This is a genomic window from Paenibacillus sp. NRS-1760 (assembly GCF_050467785.1).
Classification (GTDB): Bacteria; Bacillota; Bacilli; order Paenibacillales; family Paenibacillaceae; genus Pristimantibacillus.
The window spans coordinates 52,963-64,874 of sequence record NZ_JBITPK010000003.1 but is presented as its reverse complement, the minus strand read 5'-3'; the positions used below and the strand labels follow the sequence as shown (position 1 = coordinate 64,874).

At 46.3% G+C, this 11,912-nt stretch carries 10 protein-coding genes and 2 pseudogenes; 1 reads left to right on the top strand and 11 read right to left on the bottom strand.

Annotated features, from left to right (window positions below; genetic code table 11):
* Positions 1–51: 51 nt before the first annotated feature.
* From ACIFSR_RS00605 to ACIFSR_RS00595, 3 genes and pseudogenes are all read right to left on the bottom strand, one after another.
* Complete coding sequence (locus tag ACIFSR_RS00605) at positions 52–453, bottom strand: VOC family protein (protein WP_430054076.1); 402 nt, start codon at positions 451–453, stop codon at positions 52–54.
* 131 nt (positions 454–584) lie between these two features.
* Positions 585–899 (bottom strand): annotated as a pseudogene (locus tag ACIFSR_RS00600) (phosphotransferase-like protein); the annotation flags it as partial.
* A gap of 272 nt (positions 900–1,171) precedes the next feature.
* Positions 1,172–1,727, bottom strand: a pseudogene (locus ACIFSR_RS00595) (ATP-binding cassette domain-containing protein); the annotation flags it as partial.
* Positions 1,728–1,880: 153 nt separating this feature from the next.
* Between ACIFSR_RS00595 and ACIFSR_RS00590 the strand changes: the two are divergent.
* Positions 1,881–5,459, top strand: coding sequence for an S-layer homology domain-containing protein (locus ACIFSR_RS00590; protein WP_430054074.1), 3,579 nt, complete (start codon positions 1,881–1,883; stop codon positions 5,457–5,459).
* A 178-nt stretch (positions 5,460–5,637) separates the two neighbouring features.
* On the opposite strand, the gene ACIFSR_RS00585 is transcribed toward ACIFSR_RS00590, so the two are convergent.
* From ACIFSR_RS00585 to ACIFSR_RS00550, 8 genes are all read right to left on the bottom strand, one after another.
* Entirely contained in the window at positions 5,638–5,919 is a 282-nt protein-coding gene (locus tag ACIFSR_RS00585) for a substrate-binding domain-containing protein (RefSeq protein ID WP_339204996.1), read from the bottom strand.
* 704 nt (positions 5,920–6,623) lie between these two features.
* Positions 6,624–9,365 (bottom strand): S-layer homology domain-containing protein, encoded by a 2,742-nt coding sequence (locus ACIFSR_RS00580; RefSeq protein WP_430054071.1) that lies wholly within the window; start codon positions 9,363–9,365, stop codon positions 6,624–6,626.
* 13 nt (positions 9,366–9,378) lie between these two features.
* A complete protein-coding gene (locus ACIFSR_RS00575) occupies positions 9,379–9,846 on the bottom strand; it encodes a hypothetical protein (RefSeq protein WP_430054069.1) in 468 nt (155 codons plus the stop codon).
* 148 nt (positions 9,847–9,994) lie between these two features.
* Positions 9,995–10,189, bottom strand: a complete 195-nt coding sequence (locus ACIFSR_RS00570) for a LytR/AlgR family response regulator transcription factor (RefSeq protein WP_430054066.1) — start codon at positions 10,187–10,189, stop codon at positions 9,995–9,997.
* Complete coding sequence (locus tag ACIFSR_RS00565; RefSeq protein ID WP_430054063.1) at positions 10,186–10,311, bottom strand: hypothetical protein; 126 nt, start codon at positions 10,309–10,311, stop codon at positions 10,186–10,188. Before ACIFSR_RS00565 ends, ACIFSR_RS00570 begins: the two co-directional genes overlap by 4 nt.
* Before the next feature lie 166 nt (positions 10,312–10,477).
* On the bottom strand, positions 10,478–10,993 hold the full coding sequence (locus ACIFSR_RS00560) for a bacterial transcriptional activator domain-containing protein (protein WP_430054062.1): 516 nt from the start codon (positions 10,991–10,993) through the stop codon (positions 10,478–10,480).
* Between the two features lies 1 nt (position 10,994).
* On the bottom strand, positions 10,995–11,600 hold the full coding sequence (locus ACIFSR_RS00555; RefSeq protein ID WP_430054060.1) for a response regulator: 606 nt from the start codon (positions 11,598–11,600) through the stop codon (positions 10,995–10,997).
* A 143-nt stretch (positions 11,601–11,743) separates the two neighbouring features.
* Complete coding sequence (locus tag ACIFSR_RS00550; protein WP_430054058.1) at positions 11,744–11,884, bottom strand: hypothetical protein; 141 nt, start codon at positions 11,882–11,884, stop codon at positions 11,744–11,746.
* Between the last annotated feature and the right edge of the window lie 28 nt (positions 11,885–11,912).

Here is an 11,912-nt window from a genome sequence, read left to right as displayed (position 1 = left end):
TACTTGACGGGGTGCAGTTCAAATCCATTGATCGGCAGCCTTTTTACTATTTTAGTTGCCTGGGTTGCCATCTGTTCCGCCGAATGCAAAGTGGTAGCCATCCGGGTCCTCGATGACGAACTCTTTCCATGGTCCTCCGTCTGCATAAATGATTGGTTCCACGGAAATGATAACATTTTTACTGCGGAACTCCTCGTACAGCGCATCCAATTGTGCCCATGTTTCTGTGTAAACCTGTACATCCACGGCATAACCGCCGCCAGCTGGACGCTGATTCGGCCTTACATCCGAAGGGTCGGCCGCTTGAAATAGCTTGAGTGCTACGCCATGCAAGCCGCCGCGCTCTGCCCACCAATCGGTTACATTAAAACCAAGCGAATCGCGATAAAAGCTTTGAGACTTTGCTAAATCGGATACCATTAATACGGTAAGAGAGCTAAGTTGATTAGACATTTCCGCTTCTACTCCTTTGATAGCATCGTAATCCATATTTTTATTCGCTTATTTGTTTATATTTCCTTTTTCCTTGAAGAAAATGAAGCTGGATCAAAAGGGCAAGACCATTCATTTGATGGATACGCCATCTAAAAAACACTAACATTTCTTTTAACTAAATTCTTAAATACCGAGTATTCCTTATTCGACTTAATAAAACTTAATATCTTCTCGGCACATTCTATTAGATTCATCTCTTCCGTATTTACTTCGAGGTCATATTCATCAATGCTATATACTTTGCTGAACTGTGAAGCTGCTAGTCCAATATTTCTATCTCCTCTTGCTTGCTCTCTTCTTATGAGTTCTTCCTTCGAGCATATTACACCTATAAATAATGTAGGCTGATTGAAAAATATATCAAGACACTCATTAAACCACTTGTCATTCTCGATTACAGTATCTAACGATAGAACTATCGTCTCACGTTAGCTTAATATCCAATCGGTCCAGTAATCCCATGTTTTAGAACGCAAATTTGCCCACCTTGCGTCATATGAACAATCGTTTGTATGATTTTTCATACAAAAAAAGACACTGATCTCCTATTCCAGTGTCTTTTTTGTTGATACTTTTCCACCAACAAAGAGGGTTATGATTTAAAGCAAAGCAACTACTTAATCAGCTCTTCTAGCTCTTTAGCCAATACTTTTGCAAGTACAAAATCTGTATCTTATAAAGCCAATTCTATTTTCGTTTCAACTGATTTTTTCTTTTGTTCAGTTTCTAAATAGTCTCTATCAAAATGACTAGCATAAATCATCTTTCTAAATTTATGTATACTCATTTTTCGAATCGTCTTATCGTCAATGATTAAAACATAATCCATACCATTTACCACAGAATAGAAATCATGACAATCGCACCTTTATGGTCTTCAATGGCTTTCTCCAGTGCTATTTGTGTATAGGTGTCTAAATGACTTGTCGGTTCATCAAGAAGCAATACGTTTGCTTTACTGGCGGAAACTTTAGCCAATTGAAGCATATTTTTTTCCGCCAGATAAAGATTCTATCTTTTGATTAACAATTTCCCCTTCAACCTTCAAAGCAATACTTTGAAATATATGATCTAATCTCTTCATAAGTTTTAAACCCAGCATCGATGAATTCTTCTAGCATTGTATTAGAATCATTTAGCATTTCGCCTTGAATATGAGATAAGTAAGCCACTTTAACATCAGCATTTATTTGAATTGAATCATGATTATTTTCAAAGATTTCTCGGAGCAAGCGTTTCCATAGATTCTATATTTTGACAGGTTGAATACCTGGTAAATATACCACATCATATAGTTGGGCGTTTGTCAAATTGACAATGTGTCCGAATACGATGCGGGTAAGCCGTGGGCGCACCGGATCGAAAAATAAGGAGGATTTTCATTTATGCAAAAACGATTTAGCAGAATGCTCGCGTTCCTCTGTTGCTTGGTAATGGTGGCGTCGCTAATGCCTACCAGCTATGCCGCCGACACTGACAACATCGAGAACGCAGAAGCGAATGAAACGCCGACCGCCATTTTCGGAACTCCCGAACTCGGGTCAGACGACCCACTGTGGGCCCTGACAATGGAGCATCACATCAACAAAAGCACTGTGCCCGGCGACTCCAAACCCCATGCCACGGGCACAGCCAGAATACTTTGGGACCACAACTACCTGTATGCCCGCGTAGTTGTGGAGGACAGCAATCTATATCAGGGAGCCGGCGGAGATCACCAGTACGACAGCCTGGAGTTTTATGTCGGCACCGGAACCGGAGGCGCAAACCAATGGCGCGTCAGTGCGACGGGCGTGTTTTCAGGGCAGGCCGCTCCGGGCAGAGCTGCGTGGACCCAGATCACGGAAAAAGGATATATCGTGGAGATGAGAATACCCAAAAGAACCTTGACCTTGGAGGAGGGCATGCTTACCTTTGAGGTTTATATCAATAACTCGACGAAAAAGGGCGGTGACCGCTATGAAGTCGTTTCCTGTTTCGGAGATCCGGACGCGGCTTATACCAGCGCTGCTTCATTTACAAACAGCCTGGAGCTCTCTTTAGCCAATGAAGTGGACACCAGATTCTCAATCACCGCCACGACGGGATCGGGTGGCCGAATAACGCCGAACCCACCCGGCGATGTTCTGAGAATAGATAGTGGCTCAAACAAAGAATTAACGTTTTCCCCCGATTACGGCAAAATTGTGGATACCGTAACGGTAGACGGCGAGGCCGCGACTCTATCCGCTGGCACTTATACCTTTTTAAATGTTAACGCTGACCATACAATTCACGTGACATTCAAAAACGATCCGGACGCGGAGCTGCTTCCCTTTATCGTATGGAATGACAACTTCGCCAGTGGCGAGTACACGACGGCTGTCATCATTGACTTAGGCGAGGGGAAGGCGGCGTTAGGCTCCGAGCTTAATCCGGGCTTGTTTACCTTATCGGCTAGGAACACGACCCTGAACGGTGACTCGGTGACCTTTGAAGGGACGCGCAAAATCACAAGGGTATACGCCAATGACGAACCGAAGGTGCGCGGCTATCTGGGGACGGTAAGCAATTCACCGGATTATCAGGCCGGACTGGCAAGCGGCCGTTACATCGTAGTTGAGTCTGAGTTTTATTCAGCGAGCGGCGGCAATATAACGCTGGATGGCAGCAGTAACTCGACAAAGCAGGTTTACAACATCGTCCAAAACGGCGAGATCGTACTGACAGAAGGGAGTCCGCTTCGCAACGTGGTTTTTGAACAGGAAAAAGTTGTGAATCCGATCCTTGACAAGTTTACAACACCCACGGGCAATTCGGTCAATCGCGTGCTCTACCTTCACAAGGATGAAAACGGTGAAGTGTTGCAAGGATTGCCGCTGTATGTCTATACCCACGGTATGGGACGTGGCGGCACAGTCGCTACGACAGACCAAAAAGCGGCCATGAAATCCGCCAACGGCGCGGTCGCTCTGATGAAGAAAATGGAAGAAAACCCCGGCAAATACGCCAGCCATATACTGAATATTTCCTATAATGGCACGTCTACTCCCTCCACAGACAATGTTAAGAAGGTTATAGACGACCTGATTGCTAGCGGCGCAGCAGACTCTAATCGTATATATGCAGCGGGCTTCTCATGGGGCGGCCAGTATACGAACAACTTAGTTAACGCCTACCCCGGCTTCTTCGCGGCCGCCGCACCTATGTCCCCGGTAAGCGGCTCACCGAACGCGAACGCCAACGACATTCACACCAACCTGGCCTATTGGATGTTTATAAATGCTCATAACGTTGGAATATACCAGACTAACCTCACTAGCTTCATAAACACCAATATGCCGAAAATGATCAACGCTAGGGCTTCGCGCTTTGAGAGTAATGAGGCTCTTACGTGGCCCTACAATCAATTTGATCAGCCGAATCAGAGGCCGAATCAGGCCAACACACCTGTCCTCGCTGATTATGTAGCGCACGAAGTTGAAGCGGCGGTTCTTTACAACCAGATAACTACGGGGACTTGGAGCATAGCTCCCACGGCGCAGTCCTCTAACTTGTCGGCTTGGAACAATGACTACACAGACGTCTTTGATTGGATGTTCGCGCAGAGAAAAACGGACGTGCCCGGTGCTCCGGGCGGCTTCAAGGCGACGGCGGGCGACGGACAGGTCACATTGAGCTGGACTGCTCCGGCTGACGACGGTGGCAGCGCGATATTGGGTTACAAGGTCTGGTACAGCAACGTGACGCCAGTCACACTGGGTGCGGCGGAGACCAAATATACCTTCACGGGCCTGACAAACGACCAAGGCTACACCTTCAAGGTCGTTGCGGTAAGTGCGAAGGGCGACGGCGCGGAGATCAGTGCAACGGCTACGCCGACGAAGACGACGACTCCCATTGTGCCCGATCCTTCTGGTGGCAACAGCGGCAATACGGGCACCGGGACAAACGCTGGATTGTCGAAGGCGAACTACACAGTGAATACACCTAAGGATAAGCCCGCGGTTACAGACAAAAACGGCAACACCACCCTACCCGGCGGCGGCGAGATTGCGACCAAGGGTGGGACGAAGATTAAGGTACCCGAAGGCACAACTATAGACTCAAACGGTAAGGTGACTATTCCGGCGGACAAGAGCGCCGAAGTGGCACTACCCGGCGGCAACAGCACAGTGACCATTCCGGGCGGCTCGACGATAGCGGGCGACGGTACGGTCACAGTGGGCGGTGGAGACGCGCATGTGAACCTGCCGAACGGCAACCAGGTGGATATCCACGGCGGCTCGAAGATACAGAGCGGCGGCGCGGTTGTGGTAGGACCGGGCGGCGCGAGTGTCGGCTTAGACAACGGCATGTCGCTGAACATCCATGAGGGTACGGAGCTTGTGTTCGATGAAGACACCCCGCTGGGCTTCCTCGTGATGTCGGGCAATCCTTTCAAGGATGTCAAAATGGACGACTGGTTCTACAGCTACGTAAACTTCACCTACACATACGGTCTTTTCAACGGCACAACGTCCAAGACGTTCTCACCGGGCACCTCATTGACGCGCGCGATGTTCGTGCAGGTACTGGCCAATCTTGAGAACGTAAATCGCTCCGGCTACACGAGTTCCCGCTTTAGCGACGTGACGGATGGGCAGTGGTACACGGCAGCAGTCGAGTGGGCGGCCGAAAGCGGCATAGTCAACGGTAAAAACGCAGACCTGTTTGACCCCAATTCACCGATGACGCGCGAGCAGATGCTGGTGATACTGTACAATTACATGAAGTACAAGGGCTATGAGATACCTGAAAGCCAATCTAAGTCCTTCGCGGACGAGAGTGAGATCAGCTCATGGACGTTGGAGGCCGTTCAGGCGCTGCGGGGCATCGGCATTGTATTAGGCAAGCCGGACAACCTCTTTGACCCCAAAGCCACCGCCACCCGCGCCGAAGTGGCCACTATCTTTGTAAGGTTCGTCGAATATCTGGCTAAGTAAAAGCGTAAACAGAAAAATGCGGACCCTTCCGGCTGGACAATATCCAACCGGAAGGGTCTCCTTCTATTTTACAAAGAAAATCTCCGGTCTGATGCTGCTAAACACACGACAGTAGCATAGGGCTTTGGTCTATGACTGCTTCATTATCACTTGGGTGCCGCTGTCGATGCACGCGCTATCAATGACGGTCTGTATAATAACCCCTCATTTCCCGATCGGTTTGAATCATATTCAACAAAAACTCGGCGGCTTTTTTGCCGAGTTTTTGCTTTGGATACTTGACGGAAGTCAGCGGAACCTCGCAGGTCGCGGCGAGACTGCTGTCATCGATTCCAACGAGCGAAAGGTTCTCCGGTACGCGACCAAATTCTTCACCCGTTTTCAGATTAGTTGCTTTTAATTGATCATCTTCAAATACAACTTCATAGTGTCCAGTATTAATCACGGCTCTATTAATCATTATCTCATTCCATTTTCTTCAATCCCGATATATCCTTACCACACACTCCACATGCCCCGTATGCGGGAACATAGTGTACTGGGTTGATGTTTATTAAAGTAGATTACAGCCTTAATTTCAAGGGTTTTCACATTTCTAATATGGTTGCATTTGGTTACTGTTTGCTCTGAATTAACAGCGTTCGTCCTCAATCAGTCCCCAAATAATTGTACAAACTTCACTAGTAGTTTGGTAAGTGTTCATTTTCACAATCAATGAATTTGATCGTTCTGTACCTTACTCCAAAAAATGTTTTATTGAAACATACCAATCGTATGCGCTCTACTTGGCTTCTGCACGATGATTTAAGGTACATTTCAATAATACCGCTTATCATCATCGTCCACAGTTTTTATATAATTTGCTTTTCTGGTATTCTAAGCCACTAAACGAACGTTACTCAGCTGTTTCCTAGTAAACAACTTTAAGATGTAATTCTAAGTATACTGGGAGGTTGAAGCAACATGCATTTCAAACTTAAAGACAAGAATGGCAATATCATCGGCCCCGCTATAAACGCGGATCATAAATTGATCCTTATAATGGTTGAAAAAAAGTCGGTCAAGGTTCTGTTCATTTCCTTCTATACAAGAGCATGTCATTAAAAAAGAGTTATCCCTCAAGCAGTTATTATACTGCCTAAAGGATAACCCCGTTATTTTACTTTACTTATTCTCTTGCTCCAACATATTCAGCAGTACCGTTACAGCCTCTGCTCTTGTTGCTTGGGCTTTGGGATTGAATTGGTTTGAACTAGATCCTACCATAAGGCTAAGCTTATTTAATTCCGCTACAGCCCCTTTCGCCCATGACGGAATGCTCTTATCATCTGCGAAGCTGGTAACAGTATCTGATTCGATGTTCAGCTTAAGCGCATTCGCGATCATCACGGCCATCTCCGAGCGTGTAACCTTTGCATTCGGAAGGAAGGTGCCGTCCTTATAGCCATTTATGATGCCGGCTTGTACCGCTTGCGCGACCGCTTTCTGGGCCCAGGTTCCGATCTTCACCGTATCTGTGAAAGTCAACGCCACTCCTGCTCCCTCTGGCTTCAATGCATTCATCAGCATGACTGAGAATTCCGCGCGAGTCACAGTTTGGTTCGGTTTGAACGTTCCGTCAACATAACCTTTTATGAAGCCAATGCTTACCGCTTGCTTGATTCCTGTCTCTGCCCAGTGCCCTGAGATATCGCTAAGTTTGATTTCTGTTGTAGTGTCTATTGGACCGACCTTTACTGGCACATCCCCCGTCGATGGACCGCCACCACCACTGGATGATGTATCTGCTGCTGCAGTTGCTGGGAACACTGCGGTTACAACGCCTGAATCAGCCATATTTGTTGTTGTTGCTCCTGCAACTGTAAAGAAGTCTGCATCCACACCTATTAAGGTATATCCTGCTTTTGGTGTAAGTGTAATCGTTGCTGTGTATGCTGTACCTGCCGCAAATGTTGTAGTCACCGCTGGCAACCATGTTACCGTCCCTGTGTAGTACATTGTCTCCGTTACTGTCGCTGCTGGCGTTGCCCCTATTACCGGTGCTGTTACTCCTGCTATGGCTGATGTTGCGATTGGTTCTATTGTCGTATTGATGTTCGTTATATCGACCGTCAATGTTATTGCGCTGGAAGGATCTGCAGCTACACGGACGTAGACCGTATCTCCTGCATTTACAATAATATTATCTGCATAAGTGCCCGTGATCGCGGTGTAATCAACATCATTAAGCGAATATTCCATTCCATTCGCAACTTTGATCAATTTCGTTGTTAAGTAATCCGTTCCTGGCGTCAAGGCTGTAAACGCCCATAATTGAGGATATTGCTCTGATACCAAATACCAAACTGATTCGAAATCCCAATCCGTAAATGTGCTGCTGGTTTGCATTTCTGCAGTTGTTTTACGAATACCTATTCCATTAACCAATTGTTCTGATGTAATAATGCTGTCATAGAAGCTGTTGCTTATTGTTCCAGATTTGTTATATCCTAACAAACCGCCCACTTCGGAAGACCCACTCACACTTCCTGTGGCGTAGCTGTTGCTGACCGTTCCATCATTCCAACCAACCAACCCGCCTACATTATTTAGCGTTCCACTCACACTACCAGTCGCGTAGCTGTTGCTGACCGTTCCATAATTCCTACCAACTAACCCGCCTACATTATTCGCCCCGTTCATACTTCCTGTGAAGTAGCTACCGCTGATATTGGTTTCATCATTCCAACCAACCAACCCGCCTACATCTGCCCCGCTCACACTTCCTGTGACGTAGCTGCTGCTGACTGTTCCATTATCAATGTAACCAACCAATCCGCCTACAGTATTACCAATTTCGTCGCCTATAATATTCACATTTTCAAGCTTCATATTTGATAGTACAGAATTTTCAGCATAACCGAATAACCCTACAGGTATATCGTGATTAGGCCTGTTAATCGTCAAACCCGTGATTGTATACCCGTTGCCGTCCATATTTCCTTTAAACCATGTATCCCAATCTCCTATAGGCAGCCAGCCTTCGCCGGCCTGATAACCGCTTAAATCAATATCCGCTGTCAGCTTGAAAAAAATGCCGGAATCTAAATAATACCTGACCTGATTGAGTTGATCGGCGGTGGCTATCTGGTAAGGATCACTTTCCAAACCCGTTCCTTCACCTGTATAAAAATGCAACATATTCTGAACTACTGTTGCATGAGAATAACCAGTTGCCTTTATCTTGATTGTATGACTGCCTTTTGACAGCACACCAGCGTTTATCGTGATCATCCCGGCGCTGATCGTGTAATCCGTTTCCAATAACGGATTCTCTCCGTCCTTCACTGCCGTAATCTCTCCGCGCCACGTCTCATCATCTGCAAACGTAATCTCGATGTCGTTCAAGTTATCATTGTCTGTCGTGTCCGCAGTCAAGCTCGGCGATGCATTAACAGTGTTCAGACTCATCACCGTGACTTTAGAGCTATTCCCCAAATCCTGATAGGCCACATAAGGGGTGCCATTGTCTACATACAGGGACGTGTAATGTGCCTCACCCGCTGAAAACCCAGCGTTGCCCACCGTCACCCAATCGCTGCTGACGCTGTCATACTTCTTCACCGTGGCTTTAGAGCTATTCCCCTCATCCATATAGGCCACATAAGGGGTGCCATTGTCTACATACAGGGACGTGTAATGTGCCGAACTCGCCAAAGATCCATCGCTGCCCACCGTCACCCAATCGCTACTGACGCTATCATACTTCTTCACCATGGCTTTAGGGCTAATCCCCCAATCGATATAGGCCACATAAGGGGTGCCGTCTGCAGCTACATACAGGGACGGGTAATATGCCTCCCCCTCTGAAAATCCAGCACTGCCCAAGGTCACCCAATCGCTGCTGACGCTATCATACTTCTTCACCGTGGCTTTAGAGCTACTCCCCCCATCCATATAGGCCACATAAGGGAAACAGGGACGTGTAAGCTACCGAACTCTCCGATAATCCATCTTTGCCCACCGTCACCCAATCGCTGCTGACGCTGTCATACTTCTTCACCGTGGCTTTATCGCTATTCTCCCCATCCATATAGGCCACATAAGGGGTGCCGTCTACAGCTATATACAGAGACAGGTAATCTGCCCTACCCTCTGAAAATCCTGCACTGCCCACCATCACCCAATCGCTTCTGACGTTGTCATACTTCTTCACCGTGGCTTTATCGCTATTCTCCCCATCCATATAGGCCACATAAGGGGTGCCATTGTATACATACAGGGATGTGTAATCTACCCTACCCTCTGAAAATCCAGTGTTGCCTACTTCCTGCCATACCTGTAGAGTATCCGCCGCAAACGCTTTAACTCCACCAACAAACAGCCCATTCAATCCACCTAACACCATCAACATCACTAAGGTGATGGAAACCGTTTTTTTTTAGTATAATATTCATTAATGTTCCTCCTTCAAATTTTCAACTTACTCTTAACTAAGACAAGTATAACTACTACTTCTGACAGCAATCTGACAAATTCGACGTTTCAATGCTTCTCTAGAGCTTTTCGGAAAGTACTCTTTGCAGGGTTTTGTGGAGTCTAGCCTGTTCAACCGGTTTCACGATGTAGTCATAGGCATTAACTTCGAATGCAGCCTGAGCATATTCTTTATAGGTTGTAACAAACACTAGCTTCAGCTTTCTACCGCCCTCTTTCAATCGTTTAGCAAATTCAAGACCACTCTCTCTCACATACTAATATCCAAGAATATCAAATCCACCTCATGATTCACCAAATACGAGTATGCGGCCGTGGTCTCCTGGAAGCTTCCTACGATTTCGATCTCATCCAGCTTAGCTAACATACGTTTCATAATGAAGTGCATAGCCTTCTCATCATCGATAATAACGACTTTCAGACGACTCCCCTCCTCACACGTAGCAAGAACTACAGTATAAACAATCCCACTGACAGCAAACTGACAAACTTCGACAACAAGAAAAAGCCTGCATATGCAAGGCTCTTCATCTTTCTGTATATTAGGTATCAAGCTCCGCTAGTAATTGACTGTAATAGCCAGTTACAATAGGTGAGGGGCTTATTCCAAGCTCTTGATAAAGTGTCTCTGTATAGTGAAGATCTTGCCGCATGAGTGCTAATTTATTATTCTGTAACGCTAAGGATTTCATAAACAGCTTAATCGTTTCTTCATCTAGCTCATAGTGAGCAGTCAGCTTTGTTAATAATCGAATTGCCGTTTGGGTATCCCCTCTATTTAACAAAGCTCTGCATAAGCGTTGGGTAAAAGCTGTATACATCAGCCGAAAGCGTTCTACCTCGCTCCATGCCCAATGGAAAGCGCGGTCCCCGAATAAATCTCCGGCATAGAGCTGCTCCAGCGCTAACGCCTGTTCTATATGGATATCATCCACTACAGCGATCTGCTTATATCCTTCTTCAAATTGAAGCATATCGACATCTATGTGGTTAAGCTCTAACGCATAATAGTTGCTGTCCGAATGTAAGCTTTCCTTCAGCCCATAGGTGTCCAGCAATTTACGAAGCTGATAGACTGTCGTGTATAAATTTCTTAAGTGGCATATCGTCGAACATATCTTCAATGATTCTCGCTCTGGATACAAGCCTGCCTTTATGTATTAACAAATAGCCAAAAAGCTCCGCGCTTTTGCTAGTCTTCCACTTGACTAACTCGTTCTTGGCATTACGAATCTCCATTCCGCCCAAACAATTAAATAGGACTCGTATAGAGGAAGAGTCAAGTTCTACCGAACCTTTTACTGAAGACATTTCGGAAAGCGCCCTTAGGACAGTACGATGAAGCCTTGCTTGATTGACGGGCTTTACGATGTAATCAAAGGCAAATACATCAAATGCAGGAAGCGAATATTCTTTGTGTGAGGTAACGAATACGATTTTCATTTGCCTGCTGCTCTCTCTTAATCGCCCGGCAAATTCCAGTCCGCTTTCCTTCGGCATATTAATATCCATAAATATCAAATCCACGTCTTGGTTCGTCAGAAACGAGTAGGCAGTCGATGTCTCCTGGAAGCTTCCCACGATCTCGACTTCATTAACCTTACCGAGCATTCGCTTCATAATCAGATGCATGCCCTTCTCGTTATCGATAATAACAACCTTCATATGCTTATCCTCCTTCCATCCTGAATTATAGATTGAGAGGAAGATTCGGGAGGAGCGGGGATTGAGAAATGGAAGGTGCTTCCTTGCGAAAGCGCACTGTCAAACCAAATTTCTCCTCCATTCAAACGAACAAATTCCCTGCATTAGGTGAACCCCAGCCCGACGCCTCGCTCTCCGGCTGTCCCCGATGATGAGACCGGATAGACTTCCTGTAATATAGCTTCTGCTTGTCCCGCCGAAATGCCTGATCCCGTATCGCTTACCGAGACAATTATTTCTACCATTCGCGGGATATGCTCGAGTAATAAATCG

Bases quoted from the DNA above. Each gene is read 5' to 3' on its own strand.
- ACIFSR_RS00550 (WP_430054058.1), bottom strand. From the start codon at position 11,884: ATGGTAGAAATAATTGTCTCGGTAAGCGATACGGGATCAGGCATTTCG.
- ACIFSR_RS00575 (WP_430054069.1), bottom strand. From the start codon at position 9,846: ATGGTGTTAGGTGGATTGAATGGGCTGTTTGTTGGTGGAGTTAAAGCG.
- ACIFSR_RS00605 (WP_430054076.1), bottom strand. From the start codon at position 453: ATGTCTAATCAACTTAGCTCTCTTACCGTATTAATGGTATCCGATTTA.
- ACIFSR_RS00565 (WP_430054063.1), bottom strand. From the start codon at position 10,311: ATGAAACGTATGTTAGCTAAGCTGGATGAGATCGAAATCGTAGGAAGC.
- ACIFSR_RS00555 (WP_430054060.1), bottom strand. From the start codon at position 11,600: ATGAAGGTTGTTATTATCGATAACGAGAAGGGCATGCATCTGATTATG.
- ACIFSR_RS00590 (WP_430054074.1), top strand. From the start codon at position 1,881: ATGCAAAAACGATTTAGCAGAATGCTCGCGTTCCTCTGTTGCTTGGTA.
- ACIFSR_RS00585 (WP_339204996.1), bottom strand. From the start codon at position 5,919: ATGATTAATAGAGCCGTGATTAATACTGGACACTATGAAGTTGTATTT.